The 16268-nt window shown below is 73.4% G+C and carries 16 protein-coding genes; 13 read left to right on the forward strand and 3 right to left on the reverse strand.

Annotated elements, in window-relative coordinates; all coding sequences use genetic code 11:
• Positions 1 to 97: 97 nt before the first annotated feature.
• Positions 98 to 1198: an NADH:flavin oxidoreductase/NADH oxidase gene (locus ACZ4QV_RS12190; RefSeq protein WP_361147631.1), complete on the reverse strand. Its 1101-nt coding sequence runs from the start codon at positions 1196 to 1198 to the stop codon at positions 98 to 100.
• A 513-nt stretch (positions 1199 to 1711) separates the two neighbouring features.
• On the opposite strand from ACZ4QV_RS12190, the gene ACZ4QV_RS12195 reads away from it, so the two are divergent.
• The 6 genes from ACZ4QV_RS12195 to ACZ4QV_RS12220 all read left to right on the forward strand — a co-directional run bounded on the left by ACZ4QV_RS12195 (position 1712) and on the right by ACZ4QV_RS12220 (position 7424).
• Complete coding sequence (locus tag ACZ4QV_RS12195; RefSeq protein ID WP_361147633.1) at positions 1712 to 1981, forward strand: GlsB/YeaQ/YmgE family stress response membrane protein; 270 nt, start codon at positions 1712 to 1714, stop codon at positions 1979 to 1981.
• Positions 1982 to 2190: 209 nt separating this feature from the next.
• Positions 2191 to 3300, forward strand: a complete 1110-nt coding sequence (locus ACZ4QV_RS12200) for a WD40/YVTN/BNR-like repeat-containing protein (protein WP_361147635.1) — start codon at positions 2191 to 2193, stop codon at positions 3298 to 3300.
• Positions 3301 to 3363: 63 nt separating this feature from the next.
• Positions 3364 to 4041, forward strand: a complete 678-nt coding sequence (locus tag ACZ4QV_RS12205) for a uracil-DNA glycosylase (protein ID WP_030019129.1) — start codon at positions 3364 to 3366, stop codon at positions 4039 to 4041.
• A 22-nt stretch (positions 4042 to 4063) separates the two neighbouring features.
• Positions 4064 to 5140, forward strand: a complete 1077-nt coding sequence (locus ACZ4QV_RS12210) for an LURP-one-related family protein (RefSeq protein WP_361590476.1) — start codon at positions 4064 to 4066, stop codon at positions 5138 to 5140.
• Entirely contained in the window at positions 5133 to 6143 is a 1011-nt protein-coding gene (locus ACZ4QV_RS12215; RefSeq protein WP_361147639.1) for an N-acetylglucosamine kinase, read from the forward strand. The genes ACZ4QV_RS12210 and ACZ4QV_RS12215 overlap by 8 nt, the downstream gene beginning before the upstream one ends.
• Before the next feature lie 411 nt (positions 6144 to 6554).
• Positions 6555 to 7424, forward strand: a complete 870-nt coding sequence (locus ACZ4QV_RS12220; protein ID WP_361147641.1) for a sirohydrochlorin chelatase — start codon at positions 6555 to 6557, stop codon at positions 7422 to 7424.
• An 81-nt stretch (positions 7425 to 7505) separates the two neighbouring features.
• Here ACZ4QV_RS12220 and ACZ4QV_RS12225 read toward each other — a convergent pair whose 3' ends face one another.
• Positions 7506 to 8549 carry a lactonase family protein gene (locus ACZ4QV_RS12225; RefSeq protein ID WP_361590472.1) on the reverse strand — a complete coding sequence of 348 codons (1044 nt, stop codon included), beginning with the start codon at positions 8547 to 8549 and terminating at the stop codon, positions 7506 to 7508.
• Positions 8550 to 8722: 173 nt separating this feature from the next.
• Entirely contained in the window at positions 8723 to 10234 is a 1512-nt protein-coding gene (locus tag ACZ4QV_RS12230; protein WP_361590469.1) for an FUSC family protein, read from the reverse strand.
• Between the two features lie 792 nt (positions 10235 to 11026).
• Between ACZ4QV_RS12230 and ACZ4QV_RS12235 the strand changes: the two genes are divergently transcribed.
• From ACZ4QV_RS12235 to ACZ4QV_RS12265, 7 genes are all read left to right on the forward strand, one after another.
• Entirely contained in the window at positions 11027 to 12319 is a 1293-nt protein-coding gene (locus ACZ4QV_RS12235; protein ID WP_361590466.1) for a YeeE/YedE family protein, read from the forward strand.
• A gap of 187 nt (positions 12320 to 12506) precedes the next feature.
• Positions 12507 to 12986 (forward strand): Lrp/AsnC family transcriptional regulator, encoded by a 480-nt coding sequence (locus ACZ4QV_RS12240; protein ID WP_361590463.1) that lies wholly within the window; start codon positions 12507 to 12509, stop codon positions 12984 to 12986.
• A gap of 24 nt (positions 12987 to 13010) precedes the next feature.
• Positions 13011 to 13754: an HAD family hydrolase gene (locus ACZ4QV_RS12245; protein ID WP_361590460.1), complete on the forward strand. Its 744-nt coding sequence runs from the start codon at positions 13011 to 13013 to the stop codon at positions 13752 to 13754.
• Positions 13755 to 14064: 310 nt separating this feature from the next.
• Positions 14065 to 14667: a hypothetical protein gene (locus tag ACZ4QV_RS12250; protein ID WP_361590457.1), complete on the forward strand. Its 603-nt coding sequence runs from the start codon at positions 14065 to 14067 to the stop codon at positions 14665 to 14667.
• 68 nt (positions 14668 to 14735) lie between these two features.
• Complete coding sequence (locus tag ACZ4QV_RS12255; protein ID WP_361147653.1) at positions 14736 to 14873, forward strand: hypothetical protein; 138 nt, start codon at positions 14736 to 14738, stop codon at positions 14871 to 14873.
• A gap of 100 nt (positions 14874 to 14973) precedes the next feature.
• Positions 14974 to 15540, forward strand: a complete 567-nt coding sequence (locus ACZ4QV_RS12260; RefSeq protein WP_361147654.1) for a SigE family RNA polymerase sigma factor — start codon at positions 14974 to 14976, stop codon at positions 15538 to 15540.
• Positions 15540 to 16256 (forward strand): hypothetical protein, encoded by a 717-nt coding sequence (locus tag ACZ4QV_RS12265; RefSeq protein ID WP_361590453.1) that lies wholly within the window; start codon positions 15540 to 15542, stop codon positions 16254 to 16256. Before ACZ4QV_RS12260 ends, ACZ4QV_RS12265 begins: the two co-directional genes overlap by 1 nt.
• The last annotated feature ends 12 nt before the right edge of the window (positions 16257 to 16268 follow it).

The raw sequence follows: 16268 nt of genomic DNA on the forward strand, positions 1-16268 counted from the left end.
TGACATGCTCATGACAACAGCGACCGGAGGCGGCGCGCCCTGCCGGGCCGGGCGCCCGTCGTACGGGCATCCGGTCCGGCAGGGCGCGCCGCACGCGTCAGGAGCGGTGGTACGGGTTCGGGACGTGGATGTCGGCACCGAGCTCGCGGGCCGCGTTACGGGCGAAGTACGGGTCGCGCAGCAGCTCACGGCCGATGAGGGCGGCGTCCGCCCGGCCGTCCACGATGATCTTCTCGGCCTGCTGGGCCTCGGTGATCAGACCGACCGCACCGACCGGCAGCCCGGTCTCCTTCTTGACCCGCTCGGCGAAGGGCACCTGGTAGTCGGGGCCCACCGCGATCTTCGCGCCGGGGGCGTTGCCGCCGGTGGAGGTGTCCAGCAGGTCCACGCCGTGCGCCTTCAGGTCGGCGGCGAAGCGTACGGTGTCGTCGGCGGTCCAGCCCTCGCGCTCGTCGTCCGCGTTCTCCGACAGCCAGTCCGTCGCCGAGATCCGGAAGAACACCGGCAGGCCCTCGGGCCACACGGCCCGCACCGCGTCCACGACCTCCAGCGCGAACCGGGTGCGGTTCTCGTACGAGCCGCCGTACTCGTCGGTGCGCCGGTTGGTGTAGGGCGAGAGGAACTCGTTGATCAGGTAGCCGTGCGCGCCGTGGATCTCCGCCACCTCGAAGCCCGCCTCCAGGGCCCGCCGCGCGGTCGCCGCGAACTGCCCGACGATCTCCTGGATCTCCTCGGCCGACAGTTCCGCCGGCTCGGCGGACGTCTCGTCGAACGCCAGCGGGCTCGGGCCCACCGGCCGCCATCCGTGCCCCTCACCGGGAGCGATCGCGGCGCCGCGGTCCACCCACGTACGCTCGGTGGAGGCCTTGCGCCCCGCGTGGGCGATCTGGATGCCGGGGACGGAGCCGTGCGCCTTCAGGAAGTCGGTGATGCGGCGGAACGCGGCGGTCTGCCGGTCGTTCCAGAGCCCCAGGTCGTACGGGCTGATGCGCCCCTCGGGGCTCACCGCCGTCGCCTCGGTCAGGATCAGCCCCGTACCGCCGACGGCGCGCGAGGCCAGGTGCTGGAAGTGCCAGTCGTTGGGCACACCCTGCTCCGGACCGTCCGGCGCCGCCGAGTACATGCACATGGGAGCCATCCATATGCGGTTGGGGATGGTCAGCGACCGGAGGGTGAGGGGCTCGAACAGTGCGCTCACGACGGACTCCCGCGTTCGGTGATGCTTCGGCTTGACGCTTCGTACGATAGCCCTCGTAGTACGGGGTCTGTCAAACTACGACGGTTCTCGTACTTGTGGCGGGGGTGCGAGGGGGCGCGTCGGCGCACGCGAACGGGGCCGGCCCCGATGGGTCCGGCCCCGCACGTCGTTCCACGCCGCTGTACCGTCCGGCTCGCGGCGTACCCCCGTACCGCCGCGACCGGCCGGTCGGCCCGGAGCTCCGCACTGGGCCGACCGGCTCACGATAAGCGCCCCGGGGCGTCTCGTTCGAGCGATTTTTGACGCCCTCCGGATGCGCTGCGCCGCGTCCGCCGGCGCCGGCGACGCCCCTGAGCGCCGCACCCGCGCCGAGGCGCCGGAGAGGGCAGGCCCAAGGAGGCGTCCGGAGGGATCGTATGAAGAACCGATGCACTTGCAGTGTTTCGATCCGCAAAAGCGGGAAACACCAGAGTCGAAGCGTTTTGATCTTATTTGTGAACGAGGTGAGCTGCCATGGGAATCATCGCGTGGGTCCTGATCGGGTTGCTGGCGGGTGCGATCGCGAAGGCACTGATGCCGGGTAAGGACCCCGGTGGATGCCTCGTCACCATGCTGATCGGCATCGTCGGTGGTCTGCTGGGCGGCTGGCTCGGCAAGGTGATCTTCGGGGTGGAGTCGATCAACGGCTTCTTCCACCTCTCGACGTGGATCGCGGCCATCATCGGTTCGGTGATCGTCCTGGTGATCTACCGCGTGACCATCGGCCGTAACCAACGGCACTGACGCGGCACGACCGAACGGCGGCGACGGGCCGGCCCCCTGGCGACAGGGGGCCGGCCCTTCCCGTGTGCCGGGACGGCCGCTCCGCACCGGCCGAGAACGGCGGGCACATACGTTCTGACCTGCGCGGATGGGGCGCCGGAGGGCCGTTGTCAGTGGTCGGGTGCAGACTGAGCGGTATCTGAGACAACGGCGTCCCGGAGGTGTTCGGCATGGCATCCGGCAAGACTTCGAACAAGACAGACGTCCTCCTCGCGGTGGGCACGCGCAAGGGGCTGTTCATCGGTCGGCGGCGGCACGGCGACTGGGAGCTGAGCGGGCCGCACTTCGCCGCGCAGGCGGTGTATGCGATCGGCATCGACACCCGCCGCCCGGCACCCCGGGTGCTGGCCGGGGCGGACAGCACCCACTGGGGCCCCTCGGTCTTCCACTCCGACGACCTCGGCGAGACCTGGCGGGAACCGTCCCGCCCGCCCGTCAAGTACCCGCCGGACACGGAGACTTCCCTGGAACGGGTGTGGCAGCTCCATCCGGCGGGCCCGGCCGCGCCCGACGTGGTGTACGCCGGGACGGAGCCCGGCGGACTGTTCCGGTCGGCGGACGGGGGTGAGACGTTCGAGCTGGTCCGCCCCCTGTGGGACCACCCCTCCCGGGAGCGGTGGGTGCCCGGCGGTGGCGGGCTGGCGGTGCACACGGTGATCACGGACCCGCGGGACGCGGACGCGGTGACGGTCGCGGTCTCCGCCGCCGGTGTGTTCCGTACGAAGGACGGCGGCCGGAGCTGGGCTCCGTCGAACAGCGGTGTGAAGGCGGTGTTCCTGCCCGACCCGGACCCGGAGTTCGGACAGTGCGTACACAAGATCGCGCAGGACCCGGTGGACCGGGACCGGCTCTATCTGCAGAACCACTGGGGCGTCTACCGGAGCGACGACGCGGGCGCGAAGTGGACGGACATCGGCGGCGGACTGCCCTCCGACTTCGGGTTCGCGACGGCGGCCCACCCGCGCCGGGCCGACGTGGCGTACGTCTTCCCCATCACCGCGGACATCGACCGCGTCCCCGCGGAACACCGCTGCCGGGTGTACCGCACCGAGGACGCCGGTGCGAGCTGGCAGGCGCTCAGCGACGGTCTGCCCCAAGAGGATCACTACGGCACGGTGCTCAGGGACGCGCTGTGCGTCGACGACACCGACCCCGCCGGCGTCTACTTCGGCAACCGCAACGGGGAGGTCTTCGCCAGCGCGGACGACGGCGACAGCTGGCAGCAGCTCGCCTCGCACCTGCCGGACGTGCTGTGCGTACGGGCAGCCGCCGTCGGCTGAGCGGGGTGGCGGATCCGGCCGTCGGTTGAAGAGGATCACCCTGCGGCCAGTAGGGTGACGGTCGTGGCTGCACGACCTCTTCATGAAATCGTCGAACCCGGCTGGGCCAAGGCACTTGAGCCGGTCGCCGGACAGATCGCCAGGATGGGCGAGTTCCTGCGGGCGGAGATCGCCGCGGGGCGTACGTACCTCCCGGCGGGCAGCAATGTGCTGCGCGCCTTCCAACAACCCTTCGACGACGTCCGGGTGCTCATCGTCGGGCAGGACCCGTATCCGACGCCCGGCCACGCGGTGGGCCTGAGTTTCTCCGTCGCGCCGGACGTCCGCCCGCTGCCCGGGAGCCTGGAGAACATCTACCGCGAGATGGCCTCCGACCTCGGGCTGCCGCGGCCGTCCAACGGCGACCTGACGCCGTGGACACGGCAGGGCGTCCTGCTGCTCAACAGGGCGCTGACGACGGCGCCGCGCAAACCGGCGGCGCACCGCGGCAAGGGCTGGGAGGAGGTCACGGAGCAGGCCATCCGGGCCCTGGTCGCGCGGGGCCGTCCGATGGTGTCGGTGCTGTGGGGCCGTGACGCGCGCAATCTGCGACCGCTCCTCGGCGACCTGCCCTCGGTGGAGTCCGCGCACCCCTCCCCCATGTCGGCGGATCGGGGGTTCTTCGGCTCGCGCCCGTTCAGCCGGACCAACGACCTGCTGGTGCGGCAGGGCGCGCAGCCGGTGGACTGGAGACTGCCCTGACCCTGCGGGATAGTGTGCCCGCATGACGAACGCGAACATCCCTGCGGGTTGGTACGCCGACCCGCAGGGCACGCCCGACCGGCTGCGCTGGTGGGACGGGTCCCGGTGGACCGAGCACACGCACGAGGGCCGGCCGGCCCAGGCGCAGACACCGGCCCCGCAGCAGGCGGCCCAGCAGCAGCAAGCACAGCAGCCGTCGTACGTGAAGGCCGGGCAGCAGAGCGCCCCTCAGCAGCAGGGCGGACAGCCGTACGGCCAGCAGGGCCCCGGACCGGGGTACGCGCCCCAGCAGAGCGCCGTCCAGCCGATGCCGCAGCAGTACGCGCCGCAGGCCGGGCAGCAGGTACCGGCCGGGCAGCAGGCCGGAGCCGGTCAGCCGATGCACGGCGGGCCGGTGCCGGGAGCGCAGCCGGGCTACGGGCAGCCGGGTGGCAATCCGGGGCAGGTGCAGTACCAGGTGCAGCAGCAGGCCGGTGTCGCCCCCACCGCCCAGGGCGGCGGCACGCTGTTCACCGAACCGGTGCTGGTGGTGAACCAGAAGGCCAAGCTGATCGAGGTGACGAACGAGTACAGCGTCTTCGACCAGCACGGCAACACCCTCGGCACGGTCGTCCAGGTCGGTCAGAGCACCGCGAAGAAGGTGCTGCGGATCGTCTCCAGCCTCGACCAGTACATGACCCACCGGCTGGAGATCCGGGACGCCTACGGTCAGCCCCAGTTGGCGCTGACCCGCCCCGCGAAGTTCATCAAGTCGAAGGTGCTGGTGGAGCGGCCCGACGGGCAGCCCGTCGGCGAGATCGTGCAGCAGAACGCCATCGGAAAGATCAACTTTGCGATGATGGCGGGCGGACAGCAGATCGGCGCCATCAAGGCGGAGAACTGGCGCGCCTGGAACTTCGCCATCGTCGACCACACCGACACCGAGGTCGCCCGGATCACCAAGACCTGGGAGGGTCTGGCCAAGACGATGTTCACCACCGCGGACAACTACGTTTTGCAGGTCCACGCCCAGCTCCCCGAGCCGCTGCGGAGCCTGGTCGTCGCCACGGCGCTGACCGTGGACACCGCCCTCAAGCAGGACGCGCGCGGATTTGGCTGAGCCCCGGAGCGGTGCGGCAGGCCCGGCGCCCGGTCACGTCCTCGGCGTGGACTCGGGCGGCTCCGGGCTGCGGATCGCCGTCGCCCGCGCGGACGAGGGGGACGCGCGGCCGCTCGCCTCGTACACCTCCCAGGAGCCGATCGGCACCGGCCCGAACGGCATGGACGCCCACCAGTTGCTCAAGCAGCTCGTGCCGGCCGCGCAGGACCTGATGCGGGACACGGGTGCCCGGCGCCTCGACGCCGTGTGCGTCGGCGCCGCGGGCATGGCGTCGCTCGGCACGGAGCTGCGCGCCGAGCTGCCCGGGGCCCTGGCGGAGGCGTTCGGCGTGCGGCGGCTCGCGCTGGCCGCCGACGCCGTGACCGCGTACGCCGGGGCGCTCGGCCAGACGCCGGGCGCCGTCGTCGCCGTGGGCACCGGCGTCATCGCGACGGGTACGGACCTCACCGCGGCCGGCGGCTGGCGCCGCGCCGACGGCTGGGGGCACCTGTTGGGCGACTGCGGCAGCGGCGCCTGGATCGGCAGGGCCGGGCTGGAGGCGGCGCTGCGCGCGTATGACGGGCGTACGGGCGGTTCGGCCGCGCTGCTGGCCCGTATGGAGGCGCTGTGGGGCCCTGCGGCCGAGCTGCCCGGCATGCTGTACCCGCGTGCTGACCGGACGGCCGTCCTGGCGTCGTTCGCGCCCGAGGTCGCCGCCTGCGCCGGGCACGACCCCGTGGCGGCGGACATCTTGAACACGGCCGCGCGGCACCTGGCGGAGGCGGCGGCTGCCGTCTGCCCCACCGCGGACGGCAGCGTGGTGGCCTTCACCGGAGGCCTTCTGCATCTGGGCGAGCCTCTGCTGGCGCCGCTGCGCACGGCGTTCGACGAGCTGCTGCCGCACGCCCGGCGGGTCGAGGCGCAGGGCGATCCGCTGGGCGGGGCGCTGCGCGTCGCCGCGGCGCTGGCCACCGGACGGCTGCTGCTGCCCACGGACGGGAAGCTGCTGCGGATCTCGCGGTAGGGGCGGTGACGGGACGCGGCAGGAAACGGCGCCGTGGCGCGGGCGCCGGGACGGCCGTGAATTCCGGAAGTTGATGAATTCCGGAAGTTGTCGCGGATGTCCGGCGAATCGTTCCGTCGGCGGACGGCCCGGAGCGCGCGCGGGACAGCGCCCGGCGGGTCGCGTGCCGGCCCTCGCCCCCGGAGCCCCGGCAGGCTCGCACCGACGCTCGATTCGGGCTCTGACCTGCCCATACGGCGCGCGGGACAATTCGGGACGGATACCTCCCGGCCGAGCCCTCCCGCCGCGCGGGGGACCCCCGAGGCGTTAACATGCGACGCCATGAGTTCCCCCACTGGGCCCGCACCCGGCTCGCCCCGTTTTGACGAAGTTTCTCCGAGCTCGGGCGCCGCACCTGGCCTGCCTGTACGAATGCCGCGTCCCCGGCAGTCCGGTCGCCACCGTCGGCCGGAACCCGTCGCCGCGCCCGAGGGCGCGCCCTCCCTGGTCCTCGCCGTTCCCGGCACCCCCTCCGCCGCCACGCGCAGCCTGGCGGCGGAGGTGACCAGCATCGCCCGCTCCGAGCTGCCCGGCCTCGACGCCCGGATCGGCTTCGTGGACGGCGGCGACGCCGAGTACCCGGCGCTGGAGGCCGTGCTCGCGCAGGCCGCCGGTGAGCACAAGGCGCGTACCGGCGACGGCTCGCAGCCCGAGCGGCAGGGCCCGCCCGCGGTGGTCGTACCGCTGCTGGCCGGACCGGACAGCGCGCTGCTCCGCCGGATACGCCAGGCCGTCATGAACAGCGGCTCGGCCGCCGAACTGACCGACGTGCTCGGCCCGCACCCGCTGCTCGCCGAGGCGCTGCACGTCCGCCTCTCCGAAGCGGGTCTGGCCCGCGCCGACCGGGCGCGCCTGTTCACGGTCGCGACGGCCGCCGACGGCATCGTCCTCGCCACGGTCGGCGGCGAGGAGGCGGTCCAGGCCGCCGGGATCACCGGCATGCTGCTCTCCGCCCGCCTGGCCGTGCCGGTGCTGGCCGCCGCGCTGGACGAGGAGGGTGCCATCTCCCGGACGGCGGAGGAGCTGCGCTCCTCGGGCTCGCAGCAACTGGCCCTGGCCCCGTACCTGATCGGTCCCGAGATCGCCGACGGCCTGGTGGGGGCGGCGGCCGCGGAGGCGGGCTGCGCGGCGGCGGAGCCCCTGGGCGCGTACGGGACGGTCGGCCGCCTGGTGCTGTCGAACTACGCGTCGGCGCTGGGCATCACGCTGCAGGCGGCGGGACAGCACGCACCGGCGCGATAATTGCGCGATCCCGCGCTCCTGAAGCCATGCGGCCGCACGGCCTGTCCGTACGACTTCCGTACGGACAGGCCGTGCGGCAGTTCAGGCGAAGACCACGCAGGAAGCGGCCGGAGCCGCGATCGAGCCGCCGGCTTCCGGTATCCCGGTCGTGGGGTCGACGGAGAACCAGGTCACGTCACCGGAGCGTTCGTTGGCGGCGTAGAGGTGCCGCCCTCCCGGGTGCAGTGCCAGGTCGCGCGGCCAGTGCCCGCCGCACGGCACGGTGATGACCAGGGCGAGGCCGTCTCCCGACGGGTCCACGGCCAGGACCGAGATGCTGTCGTGGCCCCGGTTCGCCGCCCAGGCGAACCGGCCGTCGGGCGAGACGACCAGTTCGGAGGGGTGGTTGTCGCCCGCGTCCGGGGGCAGGATCGCCGTCTCGGTCAGCGGCGTGAGGGTGCCGGTGGCGGCGTCCCAGCGGCACGGCGTGACCGTGGAGGACAGTTCGTTGACGACGTACGCATGGCCGCCGCGCGGGTGGAAGGCGAGGTGCCGGGGCCCGCTGCCCGCCCGCAGCCGTACCTCGTGACGTACCACCGGCTCCCCGCTCTCCGGGTGGAGTGTGCAGACGCGTACCGAATCGGTGCCCAGGTCGACACTGAGCAGCCAGCGGCCGGAGGGGTCGGGCGACACGGCGTGCGCGTGCGGGCCCTCCTGGCGGTCGGGGTTCGGGCCGCTGCCCTCGTGCCGGAGCACGGCGGCCGGCTCCGCGAGGCTGCCGTCGGCCGCTACGCGCAGCGCGCTGACGCTGCCGGAGGTGTAGTTGGCGGTCAGCAGGTGGCCGCCCCAGAGGGCGAGGTGAGTCGGGGCGGCGCCCCGCACCGGTACGGGCGCGCCGAGCGGCACCGGACCGTCCCCGGTGAGGGCGAAGGCGGCGGCAGCGCCGTCGGACGTCTCGCTCACCGCGTAGAGGCGGCGGCCGTCGGGCGAGACGGTGAGGTAGCTCGGGTCGGGCACCTCGGCCGTGGCGTGCAGCAAAGCCAGGGCGCCGGTCTCCGGGTCGACCTCCGCCGTGCTGATGCCACGCCCGCCTGCCGACGTGAAGGACCCGATGTACGCCCGCCGTCCGCTGCCTGTCGTACCCATCGGCGTCACGCCTGCCCTTCGTCCGCCCTGCGTGTCGTACGGAGTTGTACGCGCCGACGCTAACAGGCCGCCGGGGGCTTGCTCACGGGCGCGTGCCGTCGGACACCGGCCATCGGGCAGGGGCTCACCTCGTCCGGCGGCGGCGCACCGGCCGGGCTCGGCGGCCGTCCCCGTCAGGCGTCGGCCAGCGGCGGACGCGGGGAGCTGCGCAGCGGGGCGGCCAGTTCGGCCAGAGCGCGTTCCAGGCCGTGCAGGTGGGCGAGCGCCGGTTCCAGGGCAGGCGCGTGCGGTGCGGCGGCCGCGGTGGCGGCCGTGGCCTCGCGGGGCTGCCGCGGAGCGGTGAGCGCCTCGACGGCGGCCTCCACCCGCTGGCAGGCGGCGGTCAGCCGGGCGTCGTGCGACGCCACCGGGTCGGCGGCGATGGACGCCAGCCCGCGGACCTCACGGGCACAGTCGTCCAGCAGCGCCAGCACCTGCCGGGCCCGTTCCCGGCGGGCACGCATCGGGGCCAGCGGATGCACCAGCGGGGCGAGGGACATCCGTACCTTGCGGAGCAGGACCTCCAGCTCCGCGACGAGCGGGGCCGGGTCGGCGCTCTCCGTGCCCGCGATGCGCGCCGCCGCCTCGGCCGTGCAGTGGTGCACGCAGCGCAGCGCGCGCTGGATCCAGGCGTCCGTCGTGGCGTGCGTGGTGACAGGCAGCACGACCAGGACGGCCAGCAGCGCGCTGAGCGCGCCGACGCCGGTCTCCGCCAGGCGCAGCGCGAGCAGCCCCGGGTCGAGGACGCCCAGCAGCCCGTACAGCAGGCCGACCATCAGGGTCACCGCGAGCATGTTCCAGGTGTACGAGACCGGCGACGCGTAGAAGATCGAGAAGACGCAGACGGCGAGCAGGACGGCCGTGGGTGCCAGGGCTCCGTGCAGGGGCACGGCGATCAGCAGGCCGGCGGGGATTCCGAGGAGGGTGCCGAGCATCCGGCGGAAGCCGCGCACCACGGTCTCGCCGCGCGAAGCGGTGTTGACGAAGATCCACCACATGGCGCCGACCGCCCAGTACCAGCGTTCGTGGGAGAGGAGCTGGCCCGCGGCCAGGGCGACGGCTCCGCCGGCGGTCGCCTGGAGCGCCTGACGGGTCGTGGCACGGGCGAGTCCCCGGCCGCCCGGGAGGACGGGGACGGCGGGCGGCGGCGTACGGCGTTCGTAGCACCACAGTCCGAAGCGGACGGCCGAGCAGGCGAGGAGCGCGAGCGCGGTGGCGGCGTACAGCTCCGGCAGCTGTTCGGGCACCGTGCGCAGGAACTGGGCCTCGAAGAAGGACATGAACGCGAAGATGCCGAGGGCGTTGCCGCGCGGGCCCCACCGTCGGGCGTAGACGCCCACCCCGACCGTGACGAGGAAGGCGGTGTCCCGTACCAGCGGGTGGTCGTGCAGCACCGCGGCGGCGGCGAGCACCGGGAAGCCGACCACCGGCAGCAGGGCGGTGGAGACCAACTGCCCGCGCACCGTCGTGTCCGCGACGGTGAAGAGGGCGAGCAGCGCGGCGACCCCGCCCACCACGGCACCGACCAGTGAGTGGCCGACGGCGGCGCACACGGCCACCGCCAGCCCGACACCCACGACGGCCCGCGCGGCGCTGCGCAGCCGCAGCCGTCCCGGGTCCGGCGCCACGAACACCCTCTTCAACACGGTTTCCACCCCTTGGCGATCGGTTCTGCGCTGTTCGACCCTGCGTCGATCAGCTCGGTGTCACTTCAGCTCTGTGTCGTTCAGCTCTGTTGTCGTTCAGCTCTGTTGTCGTCCGGCCCGGCGCCTCGGCTCCGGCGCCTCGGCTCGGTGACGCGGCCGCCGGCGCGCCGCTCCGTGGGCGCGGCTCCGCGTCTTCGCATCAAAAAGGCGCCGCGGAGATCCGCAGCGCCATCGACCCGCCTATGACAACATCAACACTACTGTTGGCTCAACAGAGCCGGAAAATACTGCGCCATTGGCACAGCCCCGACAGCGACCCCTGGGCCAGCAGATGGCCAATGGCGCGAAAGATTGCCCGACGGCTCGAAACGCACCGTTTTCGGGCCCGTGTGCCGTCCGCGTCTCATCCGTGGTCCTCCGCGCCCCTCCCGCACCCGCTCCCGGCCTTCCACCCCGTCTCACTTCCGCGTCCGGATGACGGAACACCGCGACCGCGTGCATCGTCCACGCATTACCCTCGTCGTCATGTCCGCACCCGCACGCCTCCTCTGTCTCGCGCTCTTCGCGAACTCGGCCTGGTGCGTCGACGACGGGCTCTGTCCCCGCTGAAGCCTGCCGCCGGCGCCGCACCGCAGGCGCCGACGTCCGTGATCATCACTTCCCCGCCCCCGGCGTTTCCGGGGTGACGTGCGCCTCCGGCACCCCGGCACCGTCCGGTACCGACCCGCGCCGTCCGCCCCCTCCCCTGCCCGGCCCGGCCCGCCGCTCACCGCTCACCTCACGGAGCCCGCTGTGACCACAGCACCCCCTGATCCACTCGTCGGAACCCCCCGCCCCGCCCCGGCTCTGCTCGCCCCCTCTCCCACCTCCCGGCCCCGTCCCGCCGCTCCTTCGGCCCCGCCCGTCCGCCGGCTGCCGCTCACCGCCGGTCTGCTGATCGCCGTGGCGCTGTCGGTCCACGTCTTCGCCTCGTACGGTGCGAAGCCCGGCGTCCTCCTGCTGCTCGGACTCGGACTGGGGGTGGCCCTGTTCCACTCCCGGTTCGGGTTCACCTCGGCGTGGCGGCAGCTGGTCGCCGTGGGCAACGGGGCCGGGCTGCGCGCCCACGCACTCCTGCTGGGTACGACAGCCACCCTGTTCGCCCTGGTCATCGGCACCAGCACCGGGCTGTTCGGGTCGGCTCCCGAGCCTTCCGGGGGGCCGCTCGGCGTCGGAATGCTCCTCGGCTCGTTCGTCTTCGCCGTCGGCATGCAACTGGGCGGTGCCTGCGCCTCCGGCACCCTGTTCGCGGTGGGGTCGGGACAGACCTCCATCGTGCTGACGCTGGGCGGCTTCGTCGCGGGTTCGACCCTGGCCGCCTGGCAGTTCGACCTGTGGCGGAACCTGCCCGCGTTCGAGCCCGTCGTGTTCGCCGACCACATCGGCTGGTTCGGTTCGTGGGCCGTCACCATCCTGGCGCTGGCCGTGGTCGTGGCCGTCAGCCGAGCGGTCCAGGCACGCCGCAACCCGCCGCCGACCGGCCCGGTGCCGTCGGCGAGGACCCGGGCAGCCCGGGTCCTGCGCGGCTCGTGGCCGCTGGCCGCCGGCGCGGCGGTACTGGCGGTGCTGGGCGCCGGCGTGCTCCTCGTGTCCGGCGGCGCGTGGGGGGTGACCAGCGCGTTCAGCCTGTGGGGCGCGAAGCTGGTGAGTGCGTTCGGCGGGCATCCGGAGACCTGGTCGTACTGGCAGAAGCCCGCGAACGCGCACGCGCTGTCCGGCCCCGTCCTGGCCGACAGGACCAGCCTCACCGACATCGGCATCATGATCGGCGCGGCGGTCGCGGCCGCGCTGGGCGGCACCTGGGCCCTGCACCGGGGCACCCCGTGGCGCACCGCGGTCGCGGCGGTCGCGGGCGGCGTCCTGATGGGCGTCGGCGCCCGGCTCGCCGGCGGCTGCAACATCGGTGCCTACCTCGCCGGCATCGCCTCCGGCAGCCTGCACGGCTGGATCTGGGGTGCGACGGCGCTGCTCGGCACCTGGGCGGGCCTGAAACTGCGGCCCGTCTTCAGGCTGGCCAACCCGAAGCCCGGCGACGGTGTCTGCTGACGGATGGCGGCGGGACGGGGCCCGGTAGACGGTAGCCGGTGACCGGAAGCCAGTAGGCGGTGGCCGAGGGCCGCGGCCGCTGACCGCCGGCCATCGGCCACCGGCCACCGGCCGTCGTACGCATCGACAAGTGGACCGTTGGTACAGTCGTCGGGCCCCGCACCGCTCCCGAGGAGGCCGTTGGCCCATGGCCGTGGACACGCTCGACGCGAAGATCCTGCGGCTGCTGCTGGAACAGCCGCGCACCAGCGTGCGGGAGTACGCCCGTATCCTCGGCATCGCCCGGGGCACCGTACAGGCGCGCCTGGACCGGCTGGAGCGGGACGGGGTGATCACCGCGTACGGGCCCCGCCTCTCGCCCGCCGCGCTCGGCCATCCCGTCCTCGCCTTCGTGCACATCGAGGTCACCCAGGGGCATCTGGAAAACGTCGCCGAGGAGCTGGCCGAGGTGCCGGAGATCATCGAGGCGTTCTCCACGACCGGCGGCGGGGACCTGATCACCCGGGTCGTCGCTCGGGACGCGGCGCACCTGGAGGACGTGATCCAGCGGCTGATCAAGATGTCGGGTGTGGTCCGTACGCGGACCGAGGTGGCCCTGCGGGAACGGGTGGCGCACCGGATGCTGCCGCTGGTCGAAGCGGTGGGCGGGGCCACCGGGCCACGCTGACACGCGCCTTGGCATGCTGGGCCCATGAGCATTTCCGCCGACGCCACCCGTCCCGCCGCTTCCCCCGCGCCCGTCATCTTCGACCTGGACGGCACGCTCGTGGACAGCGAGCCGAACTACTACGAGGCGGGACGCAGGGTCCTCGCCCGGTACGGCGTCACCGACTTCACCTGGGAAGACCACACCCGCTTCATCGGCATCGGCACCCGCGAGACCCTGGAGACGCTCAAGCGGGAGTACGGCATCGACGCGCCCCTCGACGAGCTGCTGGCCGGCAAGAACCGCGCCTACCTCGAACTGGCACGGGCGCACACCGAGGTCTTCCCCGAGATGCGGGCGTTCGTGGAACGGTTGCACACGGCCGGGCACCCGCTGGCGGTGGCCTCCGGCTCCTCGCGGTCCGCGATCGAGACGGTTCTCGCGGCCACCGGTCTGGACGCGTGGCTGCCGGTTCTCGTCTCCGCCGAAGAGGTCGCGCAGGGGAAGCCCGCGCCCGACGTCTTCCTGGAGGCGGCACGACGGCTGGGCGCAGCGCCGGAGACCTGCGTCGTACTGGAGGACGCGCCGCCCGGCGCCGAGGCGGCACGGCGGGCGGGGATGCGGTGCGTAGCGGTCCCGTACGTACCGGAGACGGTGGCGGACCCGGCGTTCGGCAGCGCCGGGCTGTTCCTGCCGGGCGGGCAGAAGGAATTCACGGCGGAGGCCGCGTACCGGTGGGTCACGAAGGACGGGAACGAGGGCCGACGGGATCGCGGGGACGAGCGCTAGCCGCACGAAGCGTGCGCTCCGCCAGGAGCAGCAGTGCAGCCGGTCCGCGTACCAGTACGTACCAGCGCTTTTCCCAGCTTGGGAAAAACGCTCTGCGGAGGCTGGAGAACCGGTCCCGCACCCGTACGGGGCCGCGTCGGCCGCAGGTGGTGCGCCCCGCGCCGTGATCACCGGTTCGTGCGACATTGCCGCCCCCTCACGCTGAGGGCTTTCCCCCCGGGCACCCCTTTCCTGCCACCCTCGCCCGCCACGTCCCCGGAACACACGGGACGTAGCCGGTCCGCCCACCCCGACAGCAGGCAGGAAAGACATGCGTCGCACAGCGCCCGGAACGAAGTCCCTGACAGCCGTCTGCCTGGCCGTGACGGCGACCGCGGTGTCCGCGGCAGCCGCACCCGCCGCCACGCCCCCGGAGCAGTCCCGCACCTCCCCCCGGGCCCCGAAGGAGTACGTCTCGCTGGACACCGGGGTGCTGATCCACGCGAAACAGTCCACGGCGTACCTGAACCGGCTCGACACCGCCCTGGGAAAGCGGCGGCCGTGCATCGTGCCGCAGGTGAACAGTGAGTTCGGCGCGGGCGGCAACCAGGAGCGTGCCTGGCTCAACACCTTCCTGAAGAACCGGTCGGGAAAGAAGAGCGGCACCTACGCGAGCACCGCCGTGCTCGGCGAACTGCGGGCCCGGGCCGCCGCGACGGGGCAGAACCTGGAGGCCAAGGACACGCAGGTGGTCGGTCAGACCAAGATGCTGCGCCTCTCCCTGATCACCGCGGACGTGCGGCTCGCGAACAACCTGGACATCATCAACCGGAAGTACCCGAAGGCGTACCCGGTGGAGCGGCTGCGGTTCGTGAACCGCCTCTCCCCCGCCGCCCGGCCCTCCCCCGTACGGGCGGCGGCCGCGTGCAAGTAGCTCCGGACGCCGGGCACGCCGCGGCCCGGACCCGGGCCTGACGGCGCGGCTCCCCACGTGACGCACCCGTGGGGAGCTCCGCCCGTACGACGCCGACGACCGTCCGGCAGGCGACGGCAGCCTTCCCCACCGGCGGCAGCCTCACCCACACGGGCAGCAGCCTTTCCCACACCGACGGCAACCTTTCCCGCACCGGCGGCAACTGAGGGCCTGACAGAGTGTCCCCGACCGAGAGAGCCCGCCCGTGGTCAGCCCTTTCCCCCGTACCGGTCACCGGCCGCAACCGCCGCAGCCCGAAGGACCGGCATGATCTCGTCCGCCGCCCCTCCGAGAAGCGCGGGCGCCGCCCCCGGCACCGATGACGCGTCGGCGGAGTTCCACGCCTTCTTCGAGCGGCATCACGCCGAACTGGCCCGCCTGGCCCATCTGCTCACCGGCGAGACGGACGCCGCCGACGACCTGGCGGCGGACGCGCTGCTCGCCCTGTGGCACCGATGGGACCGCGTGCGCGACGCGGGCCACCCGGTGGCCTACGCCCGGGGCGTGGTGGCCAACATGGCCCGCGGCCGGATCCGCAGCACCGTGCGCGAGCGGCGCCGTGTCGCCCTGTTCTGGTCCCAGCGCTCGGAGGGGTCGGACGGCCCCGACGTGGCTGCCGTCGTGGACGTCCGGCAGGCGCTGGAGCGGCTGCCGTTCCGTAAGCGCGCGTGCGTCGTGCTGCGGCACGCGTTCGACCTGTCGGAACGGGACACCGCCCTGGCCTTGGGCATATCGGTCGGTACGGTCAAGAGCCAGACCTCCCGGGGCATGGCGGAACTCCAGCGGCATCTGGACGCCGGGGCCGTGGACGGCCTCGCGGGGAGGAGGAAGTGATGGCGGACGACGACGTGCGCGCGCAGTTGCGCGGCGCGGCGCGGGCCCACCGCCCCGACCGCGCCCGGATGCTCGCGCGGACGGAGCGCGGCATGGCGGGCTCCTCCGGGAGTGGCGCGGAGCCACGCCGCCGGGCGCCGGCCCGACCGTGGCCGCGGGTCGTCCTCGCGGCCGCCGCGACGGCGGGGGCGCTCGTCGCCGGTGGTTACGCGGTGGCGACGGTCGTGCAGCCTCCCGGTCCGGGAAAGGTGACGACGCGCCCGGCCGGTCCCGCCGGGCCCGGAGAGGACCGGCCTGCCGTCCCCGCTCCTCCGCCCCGTACCGAGGACGGCCCGCTGTGGTCGGACGGCTCGGTCGATCCGCACAGCAACGCCTACTGGGCGCAGAGCAACGTCACCCTTCGGACGGAGCGGCCACTGACCACGCTCACCGTGGAGCTGCGGATCGCGCAGACCGGCGGCGTGCTGGACACCGGCCACTGGGCCACACTGCCCTCGGCCGACTTCACGGTGTCCGTGGACGAGCACGACGGCGTGCTGGTCTACCGGTGGACGCTGAAGCCGGGCCGGACCGTGCCCGCCGGGCGGCACGTCTTCGCAGGCCAGTACAACCACGCGGAAGGCGGCCGCGACGCCAAGGACGACACGTACGCGGCAACGGCCCGGGCTCCGGACGGAGCGTCCGGTGGCGAACTGCGCGTACGAGGGGCCTTCTGAGGGGACACGCCG

It is taken from the genome of Streptomyces sp. NPDC026394, from assembly GCF_055567735.1.

Coding starts and splice junctions, on each gene's coding strand:
- ACZ4QV_RS12220 (WP_361147641.1), top strand. CDS start 6,555: ATGCCGCGTCCCCGGCAGTCCGGTCGCCACCGTCGGCCGGAACCCGTC.
- ACZ4QV_RS12245 (WP_361590460.1), top strand. CDS start 13,011: ATGAGCATTTCCGCCGACGCCACCCGTCCCGCCGCTTCCCCCGCGCCC.
- ACZ4QV_RS12225 (WP_361590472.1), bottom strand. CDS start 8,549: ATGGGTACGACAGGCAGCGGACGGCGGGCGTACATCGGGTCCTTCACG.
- ACZ4QV_RS12250 (WP_361590457.1), top strand. CDS start 14,065: ATGCGTCGCACAGCGCCCGGAACGAAGTCCCTGACAGCCGTCTGCCTG.
- ACZ4QV_RS12260 (WP_361147654.1), top strand. CDS start 14,974: ATGATCTCGTCCGCCGCCCCTCCGAGAAGCGCGGGCGCCGCCCCCGGC.
- ACZ4QV_RS12240 (WP_361590463.1), top strand. CDS start 12,507: ATGGCCGTGGACACGCTCGACGCGAAGATCCTGCGGCTGCTGCTGGAA.
- ACZ4QV_RS12210 (WP_361590476.1), top strand. CDS start 4,064: ATGACGAACGCGAACATCCCTGCGGGTTGGTACGCCGACCCGCAGGGC.
- ACZ4QV_RS12265 (WP_361590453.1), top strand. CDS start 15,540: ATGGCGGACGACGACGTGCGCGCGCAGTTGCGCGGCGCGGCGCGGGCC.
- ACZ4QV_RS12195 (WP_361147633.1), top strand. CDS start 1,712: ATGGGAATCATCGCGTGGGTCCTGATCGGGTTGCTGGCGGGTGCGATC.
- ACZ4QV_RS12200 (WP_361147635.1), top strand. CDS start 2,191: ATGGCATCCGGCAAGACTTCGAACAAGACAGACGTCCTCCTCGCGGTG.